Below are 26,328 nucleotides of genomic sequence, written 5' to 3'. Positions count from 1 at the left end.
GTCGCCTGACACATCGCCTTCGCGAGCAGGCTCGCTCCCACAGTGATCTTCACAGGGCTTCCAACAGGGACGTCGTTCACCCGAAAGAATGCGGTTATCTCGTCATGATCTTCCAACAATAAGAGACCATCATGAACATTGACGCCAAGCCTGCTCCGAGTGTGTCCATCCTCGACGACAAGTCCGTGGTCGAGAGTCATTCCATCGATTTCATCCCGGAAAGCGAGCGCACCGACAAACTGTCGAGCCAGGGCCCGTTCTGGTTTCTCGGCAACTTCACCTTCTTCACCATGACCATCGGCTTCGTCGGCCCCAGCGTCGGCCTGACCGCCCTCTGGACCACACTCGCCGGCACGTTGGGCATCATGTTCGGCACGCTGTTCATGGCCTTTCATGGTTCGCAAGGCCCGCACCTTGGCCTGCCGCAAATGATCCAATCCCGGGCGCAGTTCGGTTATCGCGGGGTGATTCTGGTGTTGTTGGCGACGCTATTCGTGTTCGCCGGCTTCAACATCGTCAACCTGGTGCTGATGATGCAAGGGCTGCACACGCTGTTCGGTTTCAGCCCCACCGTGATTGCGGTGGCGGTGACCATCCCGGCGGCGGTGCTGGCGATTCTCGGACATGACTGGATGCACCGCAGCTTCAAATGGGCGTTGTACCTGTCGCTGCCACTGTACGGTCTGGTAACCCTGGCGGTGCTGATGGGTTGGGTGCCGGATGCGGTGCTGCCGGCACTCGCCGACGGCGAAGTGGCACCGGCGCCGCTGGGCTTCAACTGGACCGGTTTCATCGCCCAGTTCGCGGCGGCGGCCAGTTACAACATCGCTTACGCCCCCTATGTGTCCGATTACTCCCGTTACCTGCCGAAGAACACCTCCAGCGGCAAATTGATTGCCGTGGTGTTCCTCGGTGCCTCGTTGTCCGGCGCGTGGATGATTTCCGTTGGCGGCTGGCTGGCCGATCACCTGCACTCCACCGACGTGCTGGTGGCCCTGGGGCAAGTCGGCAATACCGTGTCGCCACTGATGGGCACGGCGGTGGTGGTCATCACCATCCTGGCGTTCCTGCCGGTGATCGCGATGAATATCTACAGCGCCAAGCTGACCACATTGACCTGCGTCGACTCGATCAAGCACATCGAACCGACCCGCAAGGCACGCATCCTGGCGATCGCTTTCGTGATCCTGCTGCAACTGGGTGTGGCCCTGAGCATCCAGAGCTCGGGCAAGGGCCTGTCGGTGCTCGGTATCTATCTGGTGGTGATGTTGTACTTCCTGGTGCCGTGGACCTCGGTCAACCTCACCGACTACTTCTTCGTGCGCAAAGGCCGCTACGCCATCCCGCATTTCTTCATGCCCCACGGCAACCTCTACGGCAGCTGGGGTCTGCGTGGCATCGCCGCGTACGCCATCGGCTTCATCTCGATGATCCCGTTCTTCTACATCTTTGATGGCGTCGAGCAGCGTGAGGTGTATGTCGGCCCGCTGGCCAAGGCGCTGGGCAGCATCGACATCGCCTGGCTGGTCGGGCTGATCGTGTCGGGGCTGGCGTACTACTGGCTGAGCCGCTCGATCGATCTCAAGCGCGAAGAAACCGTCATCCAGCACATCGAAAAAACCTGCCCGCAATACACCACCGGCGACTCGCTCAGTGTGTTCAACGAGTCGGCGGTCCGGAGATAAATCATGGCTACGCAAAAATACGACTACATCATCATTGGCGCAGGCTCTGCCGGTTGTGTGTTGGCCAACCGCCTGAGCGAAGACCCTTGCACCTCGGTACTGGTGCTGGAATTCGGTGGCAGCGACCGCAGTGTGGTGATCCAGATGCCCAGTGCGTTTTCGATTCCGATGAACACCAAAAAGTACAACTGGCGCTACGAAACCGAGCCGGAAACCTACCTCAATGGCCGGCGCATTCACTGCCCGCGTGGCAAGGTGTTGGGTGGGTCATCGTCGATCAACGGCCTGGTCTACATCCGTGGCCACGCCTATGACTTCGACGAGTGGGAAACCCTCGGTGCCCAAGGCTGGGGCTATAAGAATTGCCTGCCGTACTTCAAGCGGGCCGAGAGCTACGAGTCGGGGGGTGACAGTTATCGCGGGCAAACCGGGCCGCTGCACACCACCAATGGCAACCACATGAAAAACCCGCTGTACGGGGCCTGGGTCGAAGCCGGTGCCGAAGCGGGCTACATCAAGACCGACGACTGCAACGGCTTCATGCAGGAAGGCTTTGGTGCGATGCACATGACCGTGAAGAATGGCGTGCGCTGCTCTACCGCCAATGCCTATCTGCGGCCCGCCATGGGGCGGCGGAACCTGACCGTGATCACCCACGCCATGACCCGGCAGATCATTCTCGACGGCAAGCGCGCGGTGGGTATCCGCTATGACCACGATGGCCAGACCCACGAGGTGTATTGCAACCGCGAAGTGTTGATTTCGTCAGGTCCCATCGGCTCGCCGCACCTGCTGCAACGCTCCGGCATCGGCCCGGCCGAAGTCCTGCGCAAAGCCGGGATCGTCGTGCGTCATGACCTGCCGGGAGTCGGGGAGAACCTGCAGGATCACGCCGAGGTGTACATCCAGTTCGGCTGCAAGGAACCGGTGACGCTCAACAGCAAAATGGACCCGCTGAGCAAGTTGTTGATTGGCCTGCGCTGGCTGCTGTTCAAGGATGGCCTGGGCGCTACCAACCACTTCGAGGCCGGTGGTTTCATTCGCTCCGACAAGGGCCTGCGCTGGCCGGACATCCAGTTCCACTTTCTGCCGGCGGCCATGCGCTACGACGGTAACAAGCCGATCAAGGGCCACGGCTTCATGGTGCTCACCGGGCCGAACAAGCCGAAAAGTCGCGGCTATGTGCGGGTCCGTTCCGCTGACCCTTACGAACACCCGGAAATTCGCTTCAACTACCTGCAACGCGAAGAAGACCGCGAAGGTTTCCGCCGCTGCATCCGCCTGACGCGCGAGATCATCGGCCAGAAGGCGATGGACCGTTTCCGCGACGGCGAAATCGCCCCCGGTCCGCTGGTGCAAACCGATGAACAGATCGACGCCTTCGTCCGTGAAAACCTCGAAAGCACCTACCACCCTTGCGGCTCGTGCCGCATGGGCGAGGACGATATGGCGGTGGTGGATTCCGAGTTGCGGGTGCATGGCATTGCCGGGTTGCGGGTGATCGACTCCTCGGTGTTCCCGACCGAACCGAACGGCAACCTCAATGCACCGACCATCATGCTGGCCGAGCGGGCTTCGGATCTGGTTCGCGGGGTGACGATGCTGCCGGCATCGGAGGTGCCGGTGGGGCTGGTGGAAAACTGGGAAAGCAGCCAACGCTCGTCGTTGCCGGGGCGTAACGTGCGGGTCTGACTTGATTTCGCGGGTATCCCCAATCCCCTGTGGGGAGCGGGCTTGCCCGCGAAGGCGGCCTATGAATCGACCTGATTGTTATGGAGAAACCAGTTCAACTGTGGGAGCGAGCCTGCTCGCGAAAGCGATGGGCCAGTCAACATCAATGTTGAATGTTATGGCCCCTTCGCGAACAGGCTCGCTCCCACAGGAAGAAAACCATTTCCATTGCTAGTCTGTAACTCCCCGAGACCGCAATGGAGCACCCTCATGCCTATCCAGGCCCTGCGCGCCGACGCTTCCCACATCGACAAAATCGCCCCGTTATTCGACGCCTATCGCGGCTTCTACGGCCAGCCATCGAACCTGCCGCAATCTCGCGCCTTCATTGCCGAACGGATCGCCCGCGACGAGTCGGTGATTTTCCATGCCGAGGACACCAGCGGCGAAACCCTGGGTTTCGTGCAGATGTTCCCGACCTTTTCCTCCATCGACGCTCATCGCACCTGGCTGCTCGGCGATCTGTTCACCACGCCCGCCGCCCGGGGCAAGGGCGTCGGTACGCTGCTGATGAACACCGCCCGCGACTTTGCCCGGTTGATGGGCGCCAAAGGCATGACCCTGGAAACCGCCACCGACAATCACAGCGCGCAGGGTTTGTATGAGTCGTTGGGGTGGGTGCGTGATCCGGGTTACTACACCTACTGCCTGGATTTGACCAAGCCACCTTCAGCCAAGGCGCCATCCCAAGGCTAGTCGGTCAGCGTTTGGCGTCACCGAAGACCGGCCTGAAAAAACTGCGCTCATAGCTGAGGATGCAGCGGGTTTCTTCGGCGTACTTGAAGGCGGCGATGCATTCCGGATCGCTCACCGACTGCTGCCGGTAAGTTTCGTAAGCCGCCAGGCTGGGGAAGGTGAACATGGCCATGGCGATGTTGTTGGCGCCTTCGGACGGCAGGAAGTAGCCGTGATGCTGGCCGCCGAATTTCTCCACCAGCGGAATCCACAGCTTGCCGTAATGCTCGAACGCTTCGAGCTTGTACGGGTCGAGCACGTATTTCAGGTAGCAAGTGATCATCTGTTTTCTCTCTGACAAGTTAGTGGCTGGTTAAATCATTGGGCTGGTCGGGCAGCACCCGCACCTTGACCTGGGGCGCATCTTCACCGCTTGCATCGCGCTTGAGCCATTCGGCTGGTGGGCTGCCCACCACGTTGAGGAAGGTCCTGGAGAATGACGCTTGCGAACTGTAGCCCACCGACGCGGCTATCACCTTGATCTGCACCCCGTCGCGCAGCAGGTCCTGGGCCAGCTTCATGCGCCAGGCGGTCACGTAGCCCATTGGTGAGATCTGCATGATCCGGGTGAAACACGCCGAGAATTTCGACCGGGACATGTTCGCAAGATGAGCCAGCTTCTCTACGGTCCAGAGTGCCTCCGGTTCCTCGTGAATCCGGCTGAACACCGTCGCCAGGCGCCCATCCTGAAGGGCATACAGCAGGCCGCCGGAGATCTTGCCTTCCATCACCGAGCGCCGCACCAGCTGCACGAAGAGGTATTCGAGCAGCAGGTTGAGCGCCTTGGTCCGGCCGGGGGCCTGGTCCTGGAATTCGTTGATCAGGGTGCCGAGCAGGGGCGTGAGGTTTTCCAGCTGCCGGAACGGAAACACCAGGGTTTCCTTGAGCCCGAGCGGGAAAGGTTGCAGGGCATTGCGTCCGAACTGGAAGGAGGCGCAGATCAGTTCGGCACCTTGCGCGGAGCTGGAGCGCAGTTGATAACGGCAACTGCTGGGACAAAACAACACGCTGGGCTCGTTGATGGAAATGTTCGGCAATCCCGGCTGCACCATGTCGATATCGCCGCGACTGATCACATGGATAAACGCCATGCCCGGCGGTTTGTCGAGCACCAGTGTGCCGTCCACGGGACCGGCGAAGAACAGCCGGCCCTGCAGGTGCGTGCGTTCGAAGAATTCGGAAAGGATATCCATGTTGGAGACGCCCGGGTAAAGACTCTGTACGTCCTGGCAAACGTGGAGCAGGGCGCGGCCGTAGGATGCAGTGCTCGCCGATGGTAATCAACGCCCCTCCAGGGAGCCATGGCGCACAGCGATTTTTCTCGTCCACCACCGGAGTCCGTTTACATGAGCCATGATTCGATCCGCACCGCCGCCGAATACGCCGACCCGACAGAGCCCGCGCTGCCGGACCCGGGCATGAAGCTTGACCTGTCCCGCGCCGCGCTGGTGGTCATCGACCCGCAGATCGACTTCCTCAGCCCCGAGGGCGTGAGCTGGGGCGTATTCGGCAAGAGCATCGTCGAGCACGATGTGGTCAATCACCTCGGCCAGTTGTTCGCCGCGGCCAAAGGCGCGGGCATCACCGTCGCGGTTTCCCCGCATTACTACTACCCGTGCGACCACGAATGGCACTTTGGCGGGCCGCTGGAAAAGGTCATGCACAGCATCTGCATGTTCGATCGCCAGGGACCGCTGACCCTCGACGGTTTTGAAAACTCCGGTGCCGATTTCATGCCCGAGTTCAAGCCATACATCCTCGACGGTAAAACCATCATTGCCTCGCCGCACAAGGTGTACGGCCCGGAAACCAATGACCTGGCGCTGCAACTGCGCAAGCACGGCGTGTCGCAGGTCATTCTGGCGGGCATGGCGGCGAATCTCTGTGTCGAGTCGCATTTGCGTGAACTGCTGGAGCAGGGTTTTGAAGTGGCCGTGGTCCGTGACGCCACCGCCGGCCCGACCACCCCGGAAGGCGATGGTTACCTGGCGGCGTTGATCAACTACCGCTACATCGCCAACGCCCTGTGGACCACGGCGCAGACCCTGGACTACCTCAAACCCTGATCGCACCCACAGTTGAACGTGGGTGAACACAAAACCCGGGAACACAACAAATCCCTTGTGGGAGCGAGCCTGCTCGCGAAGGGGCCGGCACATTCAACATTAATGCTGACTGATCCACCGCTTTCGCGAGCAGGCTCGCTTGTATGGTAGGACTTGAAGGGAGGAGGAGGGACAAGGCTCGATTCTGACTGTTGACGCAGTACAGACTGTGGGAGAGTTCGCCCCTCCTCCTTTCACCCAAGCGCCGATAAAGAATGCTTCTGGCTAGGACCGACGATAGGAACAAGCCTGCGCCCCTGGGTGAGCCCTTCAAGTGCTTAAAACCATATCTCGGAGGAAATCCTATGGCAATGCCGGTTCCAGTCTTAAAGCCGATCGTGGGCGTGGATGTCGCCAAGAACGAACTGGTGATCTATCACGCCGAACTGGACCTGCTCGAAAAAATCCCCAACAACAAGGTAGCCATTGGTAAATGGTTAAAAGAATTGGCGGGGCCGGTGGCTATTGCCATCGAAGCCACCAATATCTACCACTTGGAGTTCGCTGACTTGGCCTATGAGGCCGGCTGCGTGATTTACATGGTGGGCGGTTATGAGCTCAAGCATTACCGCGAAGGTGTGAAGATTCGCGCCAAAACCGATGCGCTGGATGCCAAGCTACTTGCTCGGTATCTGAAAAATGAACAGGAAGAGCTTCACCCATGGACCCCGCCGTCACCGCTATACCGCCAGCTCCTGAGCCTTTTCCGCCGTCGGGCCGCCTTGGTCCAGGCAAGGGTTGGACTGGTGCAAAGCTGGTCGAATGAGCCCCTGCTGAAGGCGGCTTTTACCGAGCAAATAAAGTCCATGCAGCAGCTCGAGACGCTGATCGAAAAGACGATCAACGATCAGCTCAAGGAAGCCGGTTTGCTCGGTCAGCTGAAACGTTGCCTGAAAGTTGAAGGCATCGGATTTTTGACCGGTGCGCGCCTGATTACAGCGTTTCAGCGCGGAGACTTCAGAAATGCAGATGCCTTCATCGCCTTTCTGGGAATGGATTTACGGGTGGCAAAATCAGGGCAAAAGGACGCTCGCCGGAGTTTGACCAAGCGAGGCGATCCAGAGGCCCGTCGGCTTTTGCACAATGCGGCCATGTCGGCGAGTCGTACCGAGACCTGGAAAGGGTTTTACCAGGAGCAAAGAAGCCGAGGTTTCAGCACCACCCAGGCACTGGTGATGCTGGCCCGCAAGCTTGCTCGGCTGGTATTCGCCCTGTTGAAAGGACAGAGCGAATACCAGCCGAAAACCAGATGAGGGCTTCCCCTCAACCATAGAATCTCCCACAGTAGTGATTTGTCGCCACTGAATTCCGGGTACACCCGCCACCCAATGTGGAAGCGGTGTTCCTTGGCTCCTACGATTCCCGGGCCGCGCGCACGAACTCGATGAAAGCCTTGAGCGTCGCCGGTACATGGCGACGACTCGGGTAATACAGGTGCAGCCCCGGATAGTAGGGACACCAGTCGCCCAGCACTTGTACCAGACTGCCGTCGGCCAGCTGCGCCTTGACCATGTCTTCGAAGAGGTAGGCGATGCCGACGCCCTGCAACGCCGGGCCGACCATCAGGCTCACATCGCCCAGGGTCAACGGACCGTCGACTTCGATTTCCTCGGCAATGCCGCCACGTTCGAACTCCCAGCGATACAGCGATCCGCTGGGAAAGCGATGGCGGATGCACGGCAGACCATGCAGGTCTTCGGGCTTGTGCGGGACGGCGTGCCGGGCAAAGAACGCTGGCGAGCCCACGACCACCGAGCGCAGGTACGAGCCGATGGGCAGCGAGACCATGTCGGCCTCCAGCCGCGCACCGAAGCGCACACCGGCATCAAAACCGCCGGCGACCACATCCACCAGGCCGTCGTCCGCCACGATCTCCAGTTTCACGTCCGGATAGGCCGCGAGGAATTCGCTGGCCAGCGGCAACAGCACCAGTTCCGCGGCCTGGCGTCCGGCGGTGATGCGCAGGCTTCCCGAGGGTTTGTCGCGGTAGTTGTTCAGGTCTTCCAGGGCATCGTCGATGTCGCGAAAGGCCGGTTGCAATCGCGCGCGCAGGCGTTCGCCGGCCTCGGTCAGGCCGACGCTGCGGGTGGTGCGGTTGAATAGCCGGACCCCGAGCCGGTTCTCCAGGGTGCGCACGGCATGGCTCAGCGCCGAAGGCGTCACGCCCAGTTCGACCGCCGCCCGGCTGAAGTTCAGGTGATTGGCCACGCTCAGGAAGATCGAGAGGTCTGCCGCTGAAGGAGCTTTCATCTGTGAATGCCTTTCACAAAGCCATGCAAAATTATTGGGATTATCACATCAGTAGTGGAGTTTTAAAGTGGCGTCAACTCATCGAGAAGGCCCGGCAATCACGCTCGGGTCGCTGACAGGAGGAGTTGAAATGCGTACTTGGTTCATTACTGGAGCTTCCCGTGGTTTTGGCACTCTCATCGCAGAACGTGCTCTGCGTGCCGGCGACGCGGTGATTGCCACGGCTCGCAAACCCGAAGAAATCACTGCCCGCCTGGGCGATCATCCGAACCTGCTGGCCGTGCGCCTGGACGTGACCCGCGAGGAAGAAGCCCATCAGGCCGTGGCGCAAGGCATCAAGCGTTTCGGCCGCATCGATGTGCTGATCAACAATGCCGGCTTCGGTGTGTTGGGCGCGGTGGAAGAAACCAGCGCCAGCGAGACCGAGCGTCTGTTCGCCACCAACGTCTTCGGCGTGCTCAACGTGACCCGCGCGGTACTGCCGCACATGCGTCGCCAGCGCGCCGGGCATGTCATCAACATCTCCTCCATCGGTGGCTACCAGGCCTACATGGGGTGGGGTGTCTACGGTTCCACCAAGTTTGCGGTGGAAGGCATCACCGAGGCCCTGCATCAGGAACTGGCGCCGCTGGGCATCCATGCCACGGTGGTTGAGCCGGGCTTCTTCCGCACTGACTTCCTCGACGAGCAATCGTTGGTGAAGACCGCGCTGGAATTGCCGGATTACGACGAGACGGTGGGGGCGATGCGCAAATATGCCGAGTCAGCCAACCATGCCCAACCCGGTGATCCGGTGAAGTTCGCCGAGGCCATGTTGGCCTTGGTCAATGCGCCGAACCCGCCACAACGGCTGGCCCTGGGCAGCGATACCATTGCGCGCATCGAAGCGAAAAACCGTTTTGTCGCCCAGGAACTGGCCGAGTGGAACGAACTGGCGCTGTCCACGGATTTCAAGGATTGAAACGTTAAGGCATCAAACCTGATGTGGAGCGAGCTTGCTTGCGATGGCGGCGGGTCAGTCAACTGTGATGTTGGATGTCAGGCCGCTTTCGCTGGCAAGCCAGCTCCTACAGGGGGATGTGGTGGTATGAGTGCATGATATCCATTGGCCATCATTTTCGTTAAAGTGTGCGCCGCTCGAGAGCTGGATCCCGGGCGCTTACTCATGGAGTTGTGCAGTGAAATACCTCAGTAAAGTGGTGGCGGGTGCCTTGGCTGGCCTGGTGTTGGCGGGTTGCAGCAGTGCGCCAATGAACACCCGGCAATACGACAGCAATCAGTACACCGTACTGGGCCACAGCGAAGCGAGCGCCACGGGCCTGATGCTCTTCGGCGTGATCCCGATTCGTCAGAACAGTCGTTTTGTGCGGGCACAGGACGAGGCGATCAAAGCCAAGGGCGGCGATGCCATGATCAACACCCAGGTGCAGGAGCGCTGGTTCTGGGCATGGGTGCTCAACGGCTACACCACCCAGGTTTCCGGTGATGTGATCAAGCTGAAAAACGTTCAGTAATTGCAGTCACCCAAAAAATCCGGAGTCCTGTATCAGGCTCCGGATTTTTTGTTTTATGCAGCTGCTCTCAGGGTCAAGGGACCGGGATGACCGGTGGCTTGCCCTGGTCCTTCAACAGAAACACGACGAATTTGGCGGGTTTGTCTTTGCTGGCATTGCGGCCCACGGTGTGTATGTCATTGGGGCCTTCGTAGAAGCTCTGTCCAGGCATCAGCGTGACTTCCTTGCCACCCTTGACCGCCATGACGATGGAGCCTTCGAGCACATAGATGAAGCCGTGGGCATCGTGCCGATGAACCGGGTCGGCACCGCCGGGCGGGAATTCGACGGTGAGCATCAGCACTTCTTTGCCGGGGTAATCGGGAAGTGCCGTTTCCGAGATCACTTTGACATCCGGGTGTGGTGCATCGGCCGCCAGGGCTGGCATTGTGGTGAACGGCAGGGCAAGCAAGGCGGCAATAATGGGCGTTCTCATGGGATGCTCCTGATGAGAGTGGAGGGCGGGGCCTTGTCCTGATCGGGCAGGGAGCGAACCGGACGCCCCTGTCCGTCATCACTGGGTGCTTGTACTCTTGAGCCACTGATCGAAATGAATCTTGCCGAGAATAGGATTGGCGCCCGGGGTCAGCGACTGGTCGTTGATGCTTGCGCCGTAGTATCCGGCGTTATCGTCGGTAACCACTTCGCGCTGATCCCCGGTGTGTTGCAGGTAGGTCTTGGCGAACGACACCAGGGGTTGCTTGTCCGGGCCGGCCACTTCCAGTGTCTGGCCCGTGGGCGCCGCCACGGCAATTTTAGCCAGCGCCGCCGCGACGTCGGCCGAGGCGACCGGTTGCAGGGCGGCTGAGGTCAAGCGAGCGGTGTCGCCTTGCATGCTGAATTGGACAATGGCGCCGATGAACTCGAAAAACTGCGTGGCACGCAGAATCGTAAAGGGCACCCCGGATTTCTTGATCAATTCTTCCTGGGCCATCTTGGCGCGGAAGTAACCGCTTTCGAGCATCCGTTCCGTCCCCACCACCGAGAGGGCGATGTGGTGCTTGATCCCGGCGGCCTTCTCGGCGGCGGCGAGGTTGCGCCCGGATTTTTCGAAGAATTCGAGCACGGCGGCATCTTCGAACGAGGGTGAGTTGGCGACGTCAACCACCACCTCGGCGCCTTTGAGTGCGGCCTCCAATCCTTCCCCGGTGACGGCGTTGACGCCCGATCTCGGCGAGGCCGACAGCACATCGTGGCCACCTTCACGCAGGAGTTTGCAGAGCTGTGTTCCGATCAAGCCTGTACCGCCGATGACGACAATTTTCATGATTGTGCCTCCGTTTGTTGGTGTGGGAATGTGTGGCGGCTGCTCATGCCACGCATGTTGTGAGTAGCTAGTCTAGGCGGGCGAAAGCGGGGCGTGGATTGGCGGGATGGACGGCAGGCATGGGCCTCGTGCGTCTGAAAAGCTTCGGTTTAATACCCTGGTCATGCTCAAATGGCGGCCATTTTTTTCGCTACAGGCTGGAGCTGTAAATGAACAAAGCGGCCGTGATGACCCTCGTCCTGAGCCTCGGTGCAGGCCTGTTCGCCGCGCAGACGAACGCGCAGGGAGATGCCGAGGCGGGCGGGAAACTGTTCAAGCGCATGTGCAGTGGCTGCCATCAGATCGGCGAGTCAGCGCGGGCGTTTTTTGGTCCGCAGCTCAACGGTATTGTCGGGCGCACGGCGGGAAGCACGACGGACTATCAGTACTCGGAGGCGATGAAGTCCTCCGGCATTGTCTGGACGCGGGAGAAACTGGCGGCGTATATCGAAGACCCGAAGGCGGTGGTGTCGGGGACGCGGATGATTTTCTGGGGAATCAGCGATCAGGAGAAGATCGATGATTTGTTGGCTTATCTGGAGTCCTTTCCGGCGCCGTGACGAGGGTGAGCCAGGGTCAAATATGTTGAATCTGATGCCGCCTTCGCGAGCAGGCTCGCTCCCACATTTGGAATGCATTTCCCCTGTGGGAGCGAGCCTGCTCGCGAAAGCGATAGTTGCCCCGCCAAATCCATGAATCAGATCTAACGTCGCAATTTGGCGCAGTGATCCTGCTCCGGCTGCGCCGCCGTGTACCACACGTAATCCGCGCTTTCTGCGCTCACTGTCTTACCGGCTTCGGCCAGCACCAGCACCGCATTTCCTTCGCCCGCCCCGAGGTCTTTCAGGTGCAACGGCACCCCCAAATCCTTGCGCACATGAAACGCCCCGGCCAACAACACTGCCGGCGTCGGTGCCGCCAACAGGCGCTCGGCCATGCGTCGGTCACGTTGCTGTTGCACGGCGAGCATCGCCGGCATTTGCGTTTCGGGCAGCAAGCCGCAGTGGGATTCTCGGATGTCCTCCAGCAATGTCGCGCGCACCTGTGGGGTCGTGGACGCTTCGCCGGTGAGCGTCGGGCGCTGTTTGTAGATCTGCATGATCTGCGCCCGATCCAGGTTGGCCGACAGCAGCGGGTAGGGTTGGCGCAGGGCGTAGGTGACCAGCGCGCCGTAGACGCCCCAATCCCAATTGGCTTGCCAGGACAGCGCCTGGTACGGATCGGCCGGTGGTTGACCCGCACGGGTGGCGGCCTGCGCCGCATCGACCTTGGCTTGTTGGTCGGGGTTGAGCATTTCCATCAGCAGACTGCCTTGCGGGCGTTGCCTGGCCAGTTCGCGCAGTAGCCACAGTTGCAGGGCATGGTGATCGGGATTGTCGTGTTGCTCGCCGACCAGCACCCGGGTTGCGCCAGCCAGGCGCTCGACCAGTTCTTGCGGTGTCAGGGTGCGCCCGGTGGCGAGCTCGCGGATCATACCGAGATCGGCATGATCCCGACCTTGCGACGCAATCGCTGCCGGGGGCGGCGTAACGTCGTGGGACTGGCAGGCAGCCAGCAGGCTGAACAGGCATAACAGCAGAATGCGCATCGGTGTTCCTTATTAGACAGTGGCCCCCTCGCGCGCAACGGCGGGAGAGGGCGGGTATCAGCGCGCGATAATCAACGGGTGGCCGCGTTCCGGGTGCTGGTGAATCAGCACCTGTAGCCCGTACACCGCTTGCAGGGCTTCGGCGGTCAGGACGTCGTCCGGCGTGCCGTAGGCGTGGGGGCGACCGTCCTGCAACAACAGCAGGTGATCGCAGTAACGCGCCGCCAGGTTCAGGTCGTGCAGGATCACCAGCACCGCCGCACCGCGTCCGGCAAAATCACGCACTGCTTGCAGGATAGTGTGCTGGTGCAGCGGGTCGAGCATCGAGGTCGGCTCGTCGAGCAGCAACGTCTGCCCCTCGGCACCCGGCCACAGTTGGGCGAGTACCCGCGCCAGATGCACCCGCTGGCGTTCGCCACCGGACAACGCCAGATAGCTTCGCCCGGCCAGGTGCAGGGCGTCGGCGGCGCCGAGCGCTTCGGCGACGATTTCGGCATCGCGCACACGACCGCTGGCATGGGGCAAGCGACCCATGCCCACCACTTCGTTGACCGAGAAGGCGAAGTTCAGGCTCGAACTCTGGGGCAATACCGCCAGGCGTTTGGCCCGCTCCTGGCCCGGCCAGTCGGCGAGCTTGCGCCCGTCCAGGCTGACCGTGCCTTCGCTGGCCGGCAGCTCATCGCACAAGGCGGCGAGCAGGGTGCTTTTGCCGGCGCCGTTGGGCCCCAGAACGCCCAGGACTTGTCCTGGGCGTAACTCGATATCGATGCCCGCCAGCACCGTGCGACTGCCGCGTCGGACCAGCAAGTTGTTTGCCCGCAGCATCAGGAACGCCCCCGTACCAGCAGATAAAGGAAGAAGGGTGCACCGATGAGTGCAGTGACGATACCGATCGGCAATTCGGCCGGCGCCAGCAGCAGGCGGGCGACCAGGTCGGCCATTAGCAACAGGCTGGCTCCGGCGAGCAGCGACGCGGGCAACAGCACCCGATGATCCGGGCCGATCAGCAGCCGCATCAGGTGCGGTACCACCAGGCCGATAAACCCGATCAGGCCCGCCGCCGCCACGGCGGCTCCGACACCCAGCGCCGTGCACAGCACCAGTTCCAGCTTGATCCGCTCGACATTGAAGCCCAGGTGCCGCGCTTCGGATTCACCCAGCAGCATCGCATTGAGCGCCGCGGCCCGACGGGGCAACCATAACGCGACGCCCACCGCCACGATCAGCAATGGCCACAGACGCGGATAGCTGGCGCCGTTGAGGCTGCCCAGGTTCCAGAAGGTCAGGGTACGCAACGTGGCGTCATCGGCCAGATAGGTAAACAGGCCAACGCCGGCACCGGCCATGGCGGTCATCGCCACGCCCGCCAGTAGCATGGTGGCGACGTTGGTCTGGCCATTGCTGCGGCCGAAGCGATAGACCACCGCCGTGACGATCAGGCCACCGGCGAAGGCGCACAGCGACAACAGGTAGGGTTCGATGGCCGGCGGCAAACCGCCGAAGAGGCTGCCACCGACGATGGCGATGGCCGCGCCCAGCGCTGCGCCACCGGACACCCCGACCAGCCCCGGGTCCGCCAACGGGTTGCGAAACAAGCCTTGCATGGCCACGCCGGACAACGCGAGTACCGAACCGACCGCGATGCCGAGCAAACTGCGCGGCAAGCGGATCTGGCCGAGGATCAGCTCCGCCTGTTGCGTGTCGCCGCCATCAACCGGCAGCCCGAGCAGGCGCAACCCGGCCAGCAAGGTATCGCCCAGTGGCAGGCTGACCGGGCCCAGGGCCAGGGACAGCCAGAACACCAGCAGCAGCAACAGGCCCAGGGTGATCAGCATGGACCGTGGCTGGACGATGGCCGTCATCGGTTGTTCTCGGTTTTCTGGAGCTGGGCAATCTGTGCGGACGGGTAGAACGCCTTCGACAGTGTGCCCAGTGCATCGGGAATGCGCGGGCCAAGACCACCGACCAGCAGCGTCGGATCGATCACCAGTACCCGGCCTTCACGACCGGCCCGGGTCTGCGCGAGGATCGGATTCTGCTCAAGCAGGGCAGCCCGCGCGGCATCCCCTTCAAGACGGCCACCGGCGAAGATGATCACCTGCGGGTCGAGGGCCAGCATCGCCTCGTTGGACACGGGCTTGTAGCCGCTGTGTTCGGTGAGGTTCTGGCCGCCGGCCTGAGCGATCATCCAGGCGGCCAGCGTGTCCTTGCCGGCTGCCTGAAGATTGCCACCGGAATGGCTGAGCAGCATCAACACCCGCGGCGCGGGGTTTTGCTGCTGCACCTGCTTGACCCATGCGGCCTGACTGTCCAGACGCTGCTGATAACCGGCCATCAAAGCTTGCGCTTGATCAGGTTTGCCAAGCAGCTGCCCGAGTTCGGTCAGGTTGTGTTGCAACGACGGCACATCGGCCTTGGCCGACAACAACTCGATGCGCACCCCGGCAGCCTTCAATTGTGCCAGCACCGGTGGCGGACCCATTTCCGCGCTGCCCACCAGAATGTCCGGCTTCAGCGCCAGAATGCCTTCGGCCGCCAGCGCACGCTGGTAGCCGATGCCCGGCAGGCTGTGCAGCGAGCGCGGGTACTGGCTGGTGCTGTCGACACCCACCAGTTTGCTCTCGCCACCCAGGGCAACCACCCATTCGCTGAACGCGCCACCGGCACTGACCCAGCGTTGGGGCAGGGCATCGGCCACCACCATCTGGCTGAGGAGCACGCCGGCGCAGGCCAGCAGTGATTTGATTCGCATCGCAAGACTTCCTTAGTCGATCAGGACGGTGGCGGTTTCAGCCAGGGCACGCCAGTCATCACGCTCCGGGATGCCCGGCTTGCGCACGCCGAACAGCTGGATGACCAGTTCACCGTCGGCATCGAAACCTTCGTAGCTGGTGATGATGCCATCGACGCTCGGCTTGCGCACACGCCACAGTTCGGTCACGCCGGTGGTCTTGAGGTGCAGGTTGAAGTTTGGATCAAGTACGTTGAACCAGGTGTCCATCCAGCGCAGGTTGCTCACGGGGCCGGAATGAATCTGGATGCAGTGCTTGTTGCCGACGAAGACCATGATCGGCACTTCACCCTGACCGGCGGCTTCGATGACCTTGGTCAGCTCGACGGTGGCCAGGGGTTCGGCCCATTCGTGACCGGCCAGGCGCAGGGCCTGAGTGCGCGCCACTTCATTACGCTTGAGCAGGGCGAAGAAATCGTGGGTGTCCTGGAGCTGTGACCATTCGCTGCGCAGGGCGGTAACGTCCACGTCGGTGTCGGCGCGGGGGGGCTTGGCTTCGGGCAACGGTTGCAGGTCCAGCTCGGTGCTTTGCTCTTCGGCGCGGAAACGCTCGATCAACGGAGCCCAGGCGGCTTCTTTACTGGTAGCGGTGAGGTACACCTTGTGCACGGCCACGCCCTGGCGGTCGAACACCTGGATGCTGCGTTGCGGGCCACGGGCGGTGGTTTCGTCAATGGCGAACACGCTGGCCCAGCCGCTGAGGAACAGGCGCAGGTCGATGTCCGGCGACAGCACCATGCCCATCTGACCGCTGCCCATGACCGTCACGTCGGCGTACACACCCTTGCGCTCGTGCACGCAATGCTCGTTGCGGGTCAGGGCCATGATGTAGCCCAGCTCGCCGAGTGCCGGCAGCAACGCCGCCCATTCCGGGCGCAGGCGCACGGCATCGGTGCCCAGGCGGCTGGCGGTCAGCTCGGCCTCGCTGACGCCCAGTTTGGCAGCGGCATCGCGGGCGCGCAGGCCCGACTGTTCGGCACGCAGCTGTTGCCAGTTCTGGTACAGCGCCGGGGTCGCGGACAGGGCGTTGGATTGAGCGGTCATGTGAACTCCTTCAGGGTCATCGGTTCGCCGTGAGGGCGAATTCTATGGGTATTTCCACGCGGCTGGGCACGGCCCGGCCATCGACAATTTCCGGGCGAAAACGCCATTGGGTAACGGCTTCCAGCGCGGCCTGGTCGAGGCTGTCCACACCCGAGGAGCGGGTCAGCACACGTTTGAGCTGCTGACCGCGTTCATCCAGGTGTACCTCGACCCGCACGATGCCTTGCTGATTGCGCCGGCGCGCGGTGTTCGGATAGCGCGGTGCCGGTGGCGGGGTGACGAAACTGGGGCGCAGGCTGACCACGGGCGTGAGTGGTGGAGCCGGGGTGACCATGGCCGTGGGCAGGGTGAGAGGCGTTTTTGCCGGTGCGGCTGTGGGGGCCGTTGGGTTTGCATTTCGCGCGGTTGAAGTCGGTGCGCTGGCGGGCGGAACCGGACGAGGTTCGGCGCGTGGTGGTGGCGGTGTCTTGGGTTGCGGCTTCGCTGGCGGCGCCGCCTTGACGATTGCAGGCTGGGTACTGACTGGCAGCGGCTTGATGGGGATGGGATTTGCCTTCGCTGGTGCATCCGCCTTTGGCAGTGTGAGCGGCTGACGCACCGGCTCGGAACGTACAGCGGGAGCCGGGATGGCCTTCGCCACCGGTTCAAGATTCACCACTTGAATCGCCATCGGCGGCTGCCAGGCGAGCGGTTCAGCCTCGGCCCGAAACTCGCGCAACAGCCAGCCCACGCTCAGATGCAGCGCGATCGACAGCAGCAGATAGCCCCAAAAGTGCTTCATGTACGTTCGTACTTATTCCTGATGAGAACGCACATGATAATAATTTGCATTTGCGTGTCAAGCTCGTTTATCTTCGCCCCCCGCTGCCAAGCAAGCGTTTGGTCCAGGCCTTCCCAGAAAGGTCTCGAACGCTGCGTTACCTAAAAAATCAAACACATGCCGGACAGCTCTAACCGCTGACAAGGTCCTGCCGAGGGTCTTGCCAAGTGACGGCTGTCTGCACATCAGGAGTGAGTAGATGTCGATCCGCCCGCCATTCGCCAAACGTCCCTGGTTGTCCCTGTTGTTGCTGTCGCCATCGTTGGCCCTGGCTGCAGAACCCGTGACCCAGTTCGATACCGTCAGCGTGACCGCCACCCGCACCGAGCAGACCTTGCTGCAAGTGCCGAGCACGGTGTCGGTGCACAACGAACGGGAAATCGATCAGCACAACGACAAGGACCTCAAGGACCTGGTGCGTTATGAGCCGGGCGTTTCGGTGGAGGGCACCGGTAGCCGCTTTGGCAATACCGGGGCAACCATCCGCGGCATCAATGGCAATCGCGTCCTGACCCAGGTCGATGGCGTGCGCATGCCGCAGAGCAACTTCTTCAGCCCGTTCCAGGACGTGCGCAGCAACTACGTCGACCTCGACACCGTCAAGCAGGTGGAAATCATCCGCGGCCCGGCGTCTTCGCTGTACGGCAGCGACGCCATCGGCGGTGCGGTCAGCTACCTGACCAAGGACGCCGGCGATTACCTGGAGGAGGGTGACGACACCTACGCCCGTTTCAAGACCGGTTATGACGGCAGCGATGACAGCTGGCAGCGCAGCGCCACCTTCGCCGCCCGTGAAGGTTCGGTCGACGGCCTGTTGCACCTGGGCCGTCGCGATGGCCAGTCCACCGATACCTGGGGCGGTATTGGTGGTGTCGGCGCTACCCGCGAAGACGCCAACCCGCTCGACTACACCACCAAAAACCTGCTGGCCAAACTGGGTTGGGACTACGCCGATGGCGACCGTTTGCAGTTCACCTACGAGCGCTACGAGGACGACGCCAATAGCAACCTGCTGAGCGACGTCGTCACCCGCGCCACCACGACCAGCCCGGCGATTCTCGGCTCCAGCTCTGAAGACAGCATCGACCGCACCCGCTATAGCCTGGCGCACACCCTGAGCCTGGACAGCCTGCTGGCCGACAAACTGCAATGGCAGTTGAACTATCAGGAAAGCGGCAACAACCAGAAGACTTTGCAGCAGCGCCAGACTGTCTCCCGTGTGAACCGTGTGCGTACCCGCGACTCGCAATACGATGAGCGCCTGTGGAGCCTCAATACTCAGCTCGACAAGGAATTCGCCATCGCCGATACCCGACACCACCTGATCTACGGTGCCGAGGTCAAACGCATCGACGCCAGCAACCTGCGCAAGGGCAGTGAAGTGCGCCTGGACACCGGCGCAACAGTGCCGGCCACGGAGAATTTCCCGGTCAGCGACTTCCCGGACCCGACCAGCGATTCCCTGGGTCTGTTCGTGCAGGACAACATCGAGATCGGCCGCTGGACCCTGTTGCCCGGCGTGCGCTACGACTACTACCGCCAGACGCCGCATGTCACCCAGGAGTACCTCAACGGCCTGCCATCGGAAACCGATCCGTCGCGCATCACTGACGATCACATCTCACCGAAACTCGGCGTGACCTATCAACTGACTGAACACGAAAGCCTGTACGGCCAATACGCCGCCGGTTTCCGCGCGCCAAGCGCGATCAACATGTTCGGCGAATTCAGCAACCCGCAATTCGGTTACCAGCAGATCGGCAACCCCGACCTGAAACCGGAAACCAGCGACAGCTACGAATTCGGCCTGCGCGGTCGCTACGACCTGGGCAGCTTCGGCATCGCGCTGTTCTACAACAAGTACAAGGACTTCATCGACACCGACACCGTGCCGGACCCGAACGGCACCGGCCTGCTGACCTTCCAGCCACGCAACATCGGCAAGGTCACCATCCGAGGCGCCGAAGCCAAGGGCGATATCAAGCTCGACGCTTTCATGCCGGCGGGCACCCGTGCCCTGGGCTCGATTGCCTACGCCCGTGGCAAGGACGAAGAAACCGGCGAGGCGCTGAACAGCGTCGATCCGCTCAAGGCCGTATTGGGTCTGGGCTACGATGCGCCGAGTGGCGTGTACGGCGGTCAGTTGACCTGGACCCTGGTGCAGGCCAAGGACCGCGTCGACCACACCAAAGATGCCGAGCTGCTGATCAACCGCCAGTTCGAAACCCCGGGCTACGGCGTGCTTGACCTCAATGCCTGGTGGCAAGTGACCGAGCAAGTCTCGATCAATGCCGGGCTGTTCAACCTGACCGATCAAAAGTACTGGAACTGGGGCGACGTCCAGGGCCGCGATGAAAACGCCGCCGGCCTCGGCCGCCTGACTCAACCTGGGCGTTACACCGCCGTGAACCTGATTTGGGAAATCTGATCGGTGTGCATCCTGTAGGAGCGAGCCTGCTCGCGATGGACGTCAACGATAACGCGCGCTGTCAGGATGAACGCGTTGTCTGGACGTTTTTCGCGAGCAGGCTCGCTCCTACATTTAATCGTCAAGACGCCCAGTTTTTCCGGTGAGCCGGTGCACCCAGAGGTGAACCTGTTGCACCGCCATCAACGACGATCTCCGCGCCCACCACATTGCTGGAATCGCTGGAGGCGAGGAACAACGCCACCGTCGCCACTTCTTCGGCTTCGCCGATGCGACCGAGGGGAATGGTGGTCTGCAATTTCACTTCCAGTGCATCCATGGCCGCCGAACTTGAGGCCAATGGGTTCCACACCGGCGTGCGTGCAGCACCGGGGGTGATCTGATTGACCCGGATGCCACGAGGCGCAAACTCCGAAGCCATGACCCGAGTCATCGAGCGCACGGCGCCTTTGGTCGCTGCGTAAGCGCTGTAGCCTGGCCAGCCCATGTCGGCGTGCACCGAGCCGTTCAAAATGATCGAGGCACCGGGATTGAGGTGCGGCTCTGCGGCTTGCACGGTGAAGAACGTGCCGGTGAGGTTGGTCTGGATGATGCTCTGGAACACCTCCAGGGTGGTACCGCCAACCGGGGTCAGTTCAGCAATGCCCGCATTGGCGAACACGATGTCCAGTTTGCCAAACGCGGCGACCGCTTCAGCCACGGCGCGCTCGATTTCCTTGACGTCGGTCAGGTCGGCCTGGATCGCCAACAGGTTCGGTCCCAACGCCTCCCTGGCTTCATCCAGGGTTTTTTGACTGCGGCCGGTGATGGCCACCTTTGCCCCTTCAGCGATGAAAAGCTTCGCGGTCGCCAGGCCCAGGCCGCTGTTGCCGCCGGTGATGAATGCCGTTTTTCCAGCCAGTTTCATGGTGAGTTTTCCTGTGATTAAAGGTTTTATGATGCAACCATCAAGGGCGGTGCAAAGGTGCGTCTGGCACCGGCTTCAATGTGTGGAACCGGGTTTGTGGTTTTATAATGAAACCAACGGCTGTGATTATTAGCACTCAAGGTTGTATTATGCAACCACTTACTGAACGACGCAGTTCGCGTCCGTTCCGGCCATTCTTTGCTGGAGGTACGTTACGTGAAGCGCAAAAGCTTGCAGGGTGATCCTTGCCCCGTCGCCCGGTCCCTGGATCTGATCGGCGATTGGTGGTCGCTGTTGATCATCCGTGATGCGCTCGCCGGAACGCGGCGATTCAGCGATTTCCAGAAAAGCCTGGATGTCGCGAAAAACATCCTCAGTACGCGGCTCAAAGGATTGGTGGCGCAGGGGGTGATGGAAATGGTCCCGGCGGCGGACGGCAGCATCTACAAGGAGTACGCGCTGACCGAAAAGGGCAGGGCCTTGCAGACCGTGCTGATTGCACTTTCGCAGTGGGGCAACGAGTTCATGTACGAACCCGGCGAACTGGGTTCGGTGATGGTCGACGCAAAAAACCGCAAGCCCATCCAGAAGCTGGAACCAGTGGCCGCCGATGGACGACACCTGGCACCGGATGAAGTGGCGACCCGACTGGGTGTGCCGCATTGAGATTTTAAATGCGCACCGCGATCCACTGTGGGAGCGAGCCTGCTCGCGAAGAGGGAGTGTCAGTCGACAGTGATGCTGCCTGTTCCACCGCCTTCGCGAGCAGGCTCGCTCCCACAGTAAATCGCGGTCACTGAAGACTAAGTGTGTTACCGATCTAACTCAGCCAACGCCCTGGCAACCCCCGAACCATAGAACGGATCGGCCATCGTGCAGTGGGCGATATGCCGTTGCTGCACCTCTTGGGAAACGCCACTGAGCGAACGCGCCGTGTTTTCGAACAATGCCTGTTTCGCAGGTTCCGACATCAGGCGGAAGAGGTTGCCCGGCTGTTCGAAGTGGTCCTCGTCCACACGATGATCCCAATGACCGGCAGCGCCGGCGATCTTCAGCGGCGGCTCGCGGAAGTCCGGTTGATCGGCCCAGGCGTTGTCGCTGTTGGGCACGTACGCCAGTTGGCCGCCGTAGTTGCCGTCCACGCGCATGGCACCGTCGCGGTGGAAGCTGTGCACCGGGCAGCGGGCGGCGTTGACCGGAATCTGGTGGTGATTGATCCCCAGGCGGTAACGCGCGGCATCCCCGTAGGCGAACAGCCGCGCCTGCAGCATCCGGTCCGGTGAAAAGCCAATGCCCGGCACCACGTTCGATGGGGAAAACGCCGCTTGTTCGACTTCGGCAAACACGTTTTGCGGGTTGCGGTTCAGTTCGAAGTAACCCACTTCGATCAGCGGGTAGTCCTGGTGCGGCCAGACCTTGGTCAGGTCGAACGGATTGACTGCATGATCCCGGGCCTGCTCTTCGGACATGACCTGGATGTAGAAGGTCCAGCGCGGAAAGTCCCCGGCCTCAATGCTGTCGAACAGATCCCGATGATGACTTTCCCGGTCCCGGCCGATGAGGTCCTGGGCCTGTGCATCGCTCAGGTTCTCAATGCCCTGTTGGGACTTGAAGGTGAACTTGACCCAGTGCCGCTCGTTACTGGCATTGATCAGGCTGAAGGTGTGGCTGCCGAAACCGTGCATGTGCCGGTAGCTGCGCGGAATGCCGCGCTGGCTCATGACGATGGTCACCTGGTGCAGGGCTTCGGGCAGTGACGTCCAGAAATCCCAGTTGCTTTGCGCGTTGCGCATACCGGTGCGCGGATCACGCTTGACCGCATGGTTGAGGTCCGGAAAGCGCAATGGATCGCGGAAAAAAAACACCGGGGTGTTGTTGCCCACCAGGTCCCAGTTGCCTTGTTCGGTATAGAACTTCAAGGCAAAACCACGGATATCGCGCTCGGCATCGGCCGCGCCGCGTTCACCGGCAACGGTGGAGAAGCGAGTGAAAATCGGTGTTTGCTTGCCCACCTCCGAGAACAGACGGGCCTTGGTGTAGCGCGTCACATCGTGCGTCACGGTGAAGGTGCCGTAGGCGCCGGAGCCTTTGGCATGCATGCGCCGCTCGGGAATCACTTCGCGGTCGAAGTGGGCGAGTTTTTCCAGAAGCCAGACATCTTGCAGCAAGGCAGGGCCGCGAGGGCCGGCGGTCTGGGTATTGAAGTTGTCGACGACGGGGGCGCCGTTGATCGAAGTCAGTTTGTTTTTCGGCATGGCACGGTTTACTCAAGTTAAAGTTTTTAGTTGCACGGAAAGAGTGAAAGTCCTGAAGGAATCAAGCACTGATAGGGACGATATTATTTGTTGAAGAACCGTGGCGCATCGCTGCGATCGGTAAGTGGGTGCATGCTTGAGTCTGAGGCGGTTAAACCAACGTATTAAGAAGAAGCGGGTTGATGGATCAGCATTGACCCCGGCGTTTCAAGATCGCTTCAATACAGGCCAACAGCGCATTCGTGTTGAAAGGTTTGGCGAAATAACCTTCCGGCTGTCGCACCTTGTCGCTGAACTTCGGCGGCATGCCGGACTTGCCGGTGATGAACAGTGTGGGGATGTGGATGTTTCTTGCGGCCAGGGCTTCGTACATTTTCACGCCGCACATGCCGGGCATCTGGATATCCGATATCAGGCAATCCGTCTGCTCGGGTCCGCTGGATTGAAGAAAGGCATAGGCACTGTTGTAGGTTTTTACTGTGTAACCGTAAGAGCGCAACAAGCTATCCAGTGAGATAAGAATACATTCGTCATCATCAACAACTGAAATAATAGGTGTGTTGAACATGTAAAGACCTTGCGTCATTGCGAGTGGCGCCCGCCATACTTGCAAGATACGCGCTCCAATAATGCGGGATAGTATACTTGGGTATGTCTGGTTGTTTCTTCGCGGTGGCTGAGATGGGTTGTCAATATCAACAAGCGAATCAATGAATGTTTATTAGTTGCCGAACTCTCTTGCAAGGCCTGAACCGGAGGTTTCATCCTGGTGGCTCCTGGGTCAGGTTATCCTCGATCAACAAGATGAAATGCGCGTTGTGCCGGACGCATTCTCCAAAGAAGCGTTTGCTGGCGTTGTCCTTGTTGGCGACGGCGCAGTCACGGTAATCACGCAGCAAGGCGTCGGCGGCCCGCAGTCGGCGTGTGCCCCTATCAATGCCGGTCAGGCAATCGGCAAAACACGTCCCCTCGCCGGTGTCATTGAGGTGATAAAGCGTCGCGGTGTCGGCGTAACCACCCAGGTCGGTGATGGCCGTGCTCAGGAAGTCGGCATAGCCGGTATTAGCGCGCACCAGGCGATGAAACAGTTGTTGGACCGGCAGGAAGCTGACGTTATGCAGCTTCTGCTGACCCCGTTTGAGTTGTGCGAGGATGCTCAGCACGGTGCCCAGGAGGTCATTGAGTACATCGATGATCTCCACACGCTCGGCGCAGGACAAGGACGTATGCGCGCCATAGCGACTGATGCGCAGCGGGTGACTGACGATGTACAGCTTTTGCAATGCGTTCATGACAACCGTCCCCTAGCCAGCGCATCGGCGCGATGAATTGATCCATTCGATGTGGCCAGATTAAGTCGACGCGCGCCCGATAACACTCCTACCTCAAGACGGCGGCCTAGCACATGGGGCTATGTCCGTTATACGCGGGTATAGACGGTTAGCACTGAGGTAGGAGTGCCTGATGCCAGCGGGCGGCTTACAGTGCGGGGACGATTGAATTCACAAGGCTGGCTGCCTGTTTTTTCGACGGCCCGTTGCGACGGTCTTCGCGGCTTTTCTCCCATCAACGCTACTCTGTTCACTGACGGCGATCGCAGGCGGGTTCCTGTTTGAAGAAGGGCATCCGCCTGCAAGGTTGTGGAGAAATCATTCATGTTCACCTTCCTGCAGGCTCATCCGTTGATCTGCGGTGTCATCCTGATCCTCATCGACCTGGCGTCCTGGCAATTGATCGGGGGGGCGCGGCACAACCTGCGGTTGTGCGTGCGCATCGGCATTTTCGTGGCGTTCAGCTGGGTCATGACCGCGGCCGGCATCAGCCCGTTACAACCGCCACTGTGGCCGGAGGATGCCATCCTCAACCTGATGGGCACGGTGCTGGGCATCGGCTGGTGGCTGTTCGCGGCCCGGACCGTGACCATCATCCTCGGCTATGGCCTGATCTCCCGGGCCGGGCACAGCGCACGCTTGCTCTACGATCTGATCGGCGCATTGATTTTCCTGATCGCCATCGTCGGTGCCGCGGCATACGTCCTGCAGTTGCCGGTCAAAGGCTTGCTGGCGACGTCCGGGGCAATGGCGATCATTGTCGGCCTGGCCCTGCAAAGCACCCTGAGCGATGTGTTTTCCGGGATCGTGCTCAACACCACCAAGCCTTACCAACTCAATGACTGCATTTCCATCGATGGCACCTCGGGCAAGGTGGTCGAAATCGACTGGCGCTCGACCCACCTGATGACCGACATGGGCGGCATCGCCGTAGTGCCCAACTCGGTGGCGGCGAAAGCGCGGATCATCAATTTCAGCCGGCCCGGCGATGTCAACGGCATCAGTGTGACCATTGCCGTGCCCAGCAGCGTGCGCCCGCGCCGGGCCATCGATGCCCTGGAAAAAACCTTGCGCGGGACCCGGGCGCTGTTGCAGTCCCGCTCGGCCAAAGTCTCGGTCAAAAGCTCCCACCTGGATTACACCGAGTACGAACTGAAGGGGTTCATCGCGTCGGCCAAGAACAGGAACGAAGTGAGCAACCTGATGTTCGACCTCGCCCATCGTCACCTCGAAGCGGCGGGCGTCATTTGGGGCCATGGCCAGGAAGAGCAGCGCTGGAACCGTCAACGCCGGCTGTTGGAGGATGTGCGGATCTTCCGCTCGCTGAGCAACGCTGAACGTGACAGCCTCGCCGACGAAATGACCCCGGTGGACTATCAGGCCGACGAGGTAATCCTGGCGTTCGGTGAAGTTGCCGATTGCCTGATGATCCTCAGCACCGGGGTGGTATCGGTATCGATTCACGACGGCGAAAAGCTTATCGAAGCGGGGCGCATGGGGCCGGGAGAAGTCTTGGGTGAGGAGGGGATTCTTGCCGATAAACCCTCCCGGGGCGAGTTCCGCAGCATCACCAGCGGCCGGTTGTTCCGCATCGAAAAAACCTTGTTCGGCAACCAGCTCGAACACCTTGGCGAGCTGAAAAGCGCCCTGAGCAACTTGCAGGACCAGCGCCAGGAAATCCGCGAGACCGTGGTCATGCAAAAGCCTGTCGAGATCAAGAAAAGCGGCTTGTTGCAGTGGTTGATGCAACGCCGGTGATGCCTTTCACCGACCCCCCCGTGCCCAGGGAGCTTACCTGT

The 26,328-nt window shown here is 61.0% G+C and carries 26 protein-coding genes; 11 read left to right on the top strand and 15 right to left on the bottom strand.

Going from position 1 to position 26,328, the window contains the following annotated elements:
• Nucleotides 1-131 precede the first annotated feature (131 nt).
• The 3 genes from LAB08_RS19445 (at nt 132) to LAB08_RS19435 (ending at nt 4,112) form a co-directional block, all read left to right on the top strand.
• On the top strand, nt 132-1,685 hold the full coding sequence (locus LAB08_RS19445) for a purine-cytosine permease family protein (RefSeq protein ID WP_096510167.1): 1,554 nt from the start codon (nt 132-134) through the stop codon (nt 1,683-1,685).
• 3 nt (nt 1,686-1,688) lie between these two features.
• Complete coding sequence (gene betA, locus LAB08_RS19440; RefSeq protein WP_096510168.1) at nt 1,689-3,377, top strand: choline dehydrogenase; 1,689 nt, start codon at nt 1,689-1,691, stop codon at nt 3,375-3,377.
• A 249-nt stretch (nt 3,378-3,626) separates the two neighbouring features.
• Entirely contained in the window at nt 3,627-4,112 is a 486-nt protein-coding gene (locus tag LAB08_RS19435; RefSeq protein ID WP_096510169.1) for a GNAT family N-acetyltransferase, read from the top strand.
• A gap of 4 nt (nt 4,113-4,116) precedes the next feature.
• Here LAB08_RS19435 and LAB08_RS19430 read toward each other — a convergent pair whose 3' ends face one another.
• Both LAB08_RS19430 and LAB08_RS19425 read right to left on the bottom strand, forming a co-directional pair.
• Nucleotides 4,117-4,434, bottom strand: a complete 318-nt coding sequence (locus tag LAB08_RS19430) for an NIPSNAP family protein (protein WP_096510170.1) — start codon at nt 4,432-4,434, stop codon at nt 4,117-4,119.
• A gap of 19 nt (nt 4,435-4,453) precedes the next feature.
• The gene (locus LAB08_RS19425; protein WP_096510171.1) at nt 4,454-5,344 is read right to left on the bottom strand and encodes a helix-turn-helix transcriptional regulator; all 891 of its coding nucleotides are present in this window, start codon (nt 5,342-5,344) and stop codon (nt 4,454-4,456) included.
• Nucleotides 5,345-5,497: 153 nt separating this feature from the next.
• On the opposite strand from LAB08_RS19425, the gene LAB08_RS19420 reads away from it, so the two are divergent.
• Both LAB08_RS19420 and LAB08_RS19415 read left to right on the top strand, forming a co-directional pair.
• Nucleotides 5,498-6,217, top strand: coding sequence for a cysteine hydrolase family protein (locus LAB08_RS19420; protein ID WP_096510172.1), 720 nt, complete (start codon nt 5,498-5,500; stop codon nt 6,215-6,217).
• A gap of 344 nt (nt 6,218-6,561) precedes the next feature.
• Complete coding sequence (locus tag LAB08_RS19415; protein WP_217910633.1) at nt 6,562-7,509, top strand: IS110 family transposase; 948 nt, start codon at nt 6,562-6,564, stop codon at nt 7,507-7,509.
• 100 nt (nt 7,510-7,609) lie between these two features.
• On the opposite strand, the gene LAB08_RS19410 is transcribed toward LAB08_RS19415, so the two are convergent.
• Nucleotides 7,610-8,506 (bottom strand): LysR family transcriptional regulator, encoded by an 897-nt coding sequence (locus LAB08_RS19410; protein ID WP_096510173.1) that lies wholly within the window; start codon nt 8,504-8,506, stop codon nt 7,610-7,612.
• Nucleotides 8,507-8,636: 130 nt separating this feature from the next.
• On the opposite strand from LAB08_RS19410, the gene LAB08_RS19405 reads away from it, so the two are divergent.
• Together LAB08_RS19405 and LAB08_RS19400 are read left to right on the top strand one after the other, a co-directional pair.
• Nucleotides 8,637-9,467: an oxidoreductase gene (locus tag LAB08_RS19405; protein WP_096510174.1), complete on the top strand. Its 831-nt coding sequence runs from the start codon at nt 8,637-8,639 to the stop codon at nt 9,465-9,467.
• Between the two features lie 217 nt (nt 9,468-9,684).
• Nucleotides 9,685-10,020, top strand: coding sequence for a hypothetical protein (locus LAB08_RS19400; protein ID WP_096510175.1), 336 nt, complete (start codon nt 9,685-9,687; stop codon nt 10,018-10,020).
• Nucleotides 10,021-10,093: 73 nt separating this feature from the next.
• Here LAB08_RS19400 and LAB08_RS19395 read toward each other — a convergent pair whose 3' ends face one another.
• Together LAB08_RS19395 and LAB08_RS19390 are read right to left on the bottom strand one after the other, a co-directional pair.
• Nucleotides 10,094-10,495 (bottom strand): cupin domain-containing protein, encoded by a 402-nt coding sequence (locus LAB08_RS19395; RefSeq protein ID WP_096510176.1) that lies wholly within the window; start codon nt 10,493-10,495, stop codon nt 10,094-10,096.
• Between the two features lie 78 nt (nt 10,496-10,573).
• Nucleotides 10,574-11,326 (bottom strand): SDR family oxidoreductase, encoded by a 753-nt coding sequence (locus LAB08_RS19390; RefSeq protein WP_096510177.1) that lies wholly within the window; start codon nt 11,324-11,326, stop codon nt 10,574-10,576.
• 209 nt (nt 11,327-11,535) lie between these two features.
• Here LAB08_RS19390 and LAB08_RS19385 point away from each other — a divergent pair, with 209 nt between their 5' ends.
• A complete protein-coding gene (locus tag LAB08_RS19385; protein ID WP_096510178.1) occupies nt 11,536-11,925 on the top strand; it encodes a c-type cytochrome in 390 nt (129 codons plus the stop codon).
• A 143-nt stretch (nt 11,926-12,068) separates the two neighbouring features.
• Here the strand turns inward: LAB08_RS19385 and LAB08_RS19380 are convergent, their stop codons facing one another.
• From LAB08_RS19380 to LAB08_RS19355, 6 genes are read right to left on the bottom strand one after another with little or no spacing between them, the layout of a single operon-like run.
• A complete protein-coding gene (locus LAB08_RS19380) occupies nt 12,069-12,953 on the bottom strand; it encodes a ChaN family lipoprotein (RefSeq protein WP_096510179.1) in 885 nt (294 codons plus the stop codon).
• 57 nt (nt 12,954-13,010) lie between these two features.
• Nucleotides 13,011-13,778 carry a heme ABC transporter ATP-binding protein gene (locus LAB08_RS19375; protein ID WP_096510180.1) on the bottom strand — a complete coding sequence of 256 codons (768 nt, stop codon included), beginning with the start codon at nt 13,776-13,778 and terminating at the stop codon, nt 13,011-13,013.
• Entirely contained in the window at nt 13,778-14,761 is a 984-nt protein-coding gene (locus tag LAB08_RS19370) for a FecCD family ABC transporter permease (protein WP_172901665.1), read from the bottom strand. The genes LAB08_RS19375 and LAB08_RS19370 overlap by 1 nt, the downstream gene beginning before the upstream one ends.
• A 50-nt stretch (nt 14,762-14,811) precedes the next feature.
• Nucleotides 14,812-15,705, bottom strand: a complete 894-nt coding sequence (locus LAB08_RS19365; protein WP_096510182.1) for a heme/hemin ABC transporter substrate-binding protein — start codon at nt 15,703-15,705, stop codon at nt 14,812-14,814.
• Between the two features lie 12 nt (nt 15,706-15,717).
• Nucleotides 15,718-16,788 carry a hemin-degrading factor gene (locus LAB08_RS19360; protein ID WP_096510183.1) on the bottom strand — a complete coding sequence of 357 codons (1,071 nt, stop codon included), beginning with the start codon at nt 16,786-16,788 and terminating at the stop codon, nt 15,718-15,720.
• A 16-nt stretch (nt 16,789-16,804) separates the two neighbouring features.
• A complete protein-coding gene (locus LAB08_RS19355; RefSeq protein WP_096510184.1) occupies nt 16,805-17,569 on the bottom strand; it encodes an energy transducer TonB in 765 nt (254 codons plus the stop codon).
• 238 nt (nt 17,570-17,807) lie between these two features.
• Between LAB08_RS19355 and LAB08_RS19350 the strand changes: the two genes are divergently transcribed.
• On the top strand, nt 17,808-20,036 hold the full coding sequence (locus tag LAB08_RS19350; RefSeq protein WP_096510185.1) for a TonB-dependent hemoglobin/transferrin/lactoferrin family receptor: 2,229 nt from the start codon (nt 17,808-17,810) through the stop codon (nt 20,034-20,036).
• Between the two features lie 121 nt (nt 20,037-20,157).
• Here LAB08_RS19350 and LAB08_RS19345 read toward each other — a convergent pair whose 3' ends face one another.
• Nucleotides 20,158-20,943, bottom strand: a complete 786-nt coding sequence (locus LAB08_RS19345; protein WP_096510186.1) for an SDR family oxidoreductase — start codon at nt 20,941-20,943, stop codon at nt 20,158-20,160.
• A gap of 216 nt (nt 20,944-21,159) precedes the next feature.
• On the opposite strand from LAB08_RS19345, the gene LAB08_RS19340 reads away from it, so the two are divergent.
• A complete protein-coding gene (locus tag LAB08_RS19340) occupies nt 21,160-21,609 on the top strand; it encodes a winged helix-turn-helix transcriptional regulator (RefSeq protein WP_096510187.1) in 450 nt (149 codons plus the stop codon).
• A 146-nt stretch (nt 21,610-21,755) separates the two neighbouring features.
• Here LAB08_RS19340 and LAB08_RS19335 read toward each other — a convergent pair whose 3' ends face one another.
• From LAB08_RS19335 to LAB08_RS19325, 3 genes are all read right to left on the bottom strand, one after another.
• Nucleotides 21,756-23,198, bottom strand: a complete 1,443-nt coding sequence (locus tag LAB08_RS19335) for a catalase (protein WP_217910632.1) — start codon at nt 23,196-23,198, stop codon at nt 21,756-21,758.
• Nucleotides 23,199-23,385: 187 nt separating this feature from the next.
• Nucleotides 23,386-23,766: a response regulator transcription factor gene (locus LAB08_RS19330; RefSeq protein WP_096510188.1), complete on the bottom strand. Its 381-nt coding sequence runs from the start codon at nt 23,764-23,766 to the stop codon at nt 23,386-23,388.
• 193 nt (nt 23,767-23,959) lie between these two features.
• Entirely contained in the window at nt 23,960-24,490 is a 531-nt protein-coding gene (locus LAB08_RS19325; protein WP_096510189.1) for a hypothetical protein, read from the bottom strand.
• 363 nt (nt 24,491-24,853) lie between these two features.
• On the opposite strand from LAB08_RS19325, the gene LAB08_RS19320 reads away from it, so the two are divergent.
• Nucleotides 24,854-26,287, top strand: coding sequence for a mechanosensitive ion channel family protein (locus LAB08_RS19320; protein WP_096510190.1), 1,434 nt, complete (start codon nt 24,854-24,856; stop codon nt 26,285-26,287).
• Nucleotides 26,288-26,328: the final 41 nt, after the last annotated feature.

Source organism: Pseudomonas izuensis, from assembly GCF_002356535.2.
Taxonomy (GTDB): domain Bacteria; phylum Pseudomonadota; class Gammaproteobacteria; order Pseudomonadales; family Pseudomonadaceae; genus Aquipseudomonas; species Aquipseudomonas izuensis.
This window is presented reverse-complemented; position numbering and strand designations above follow the sequence as displayed.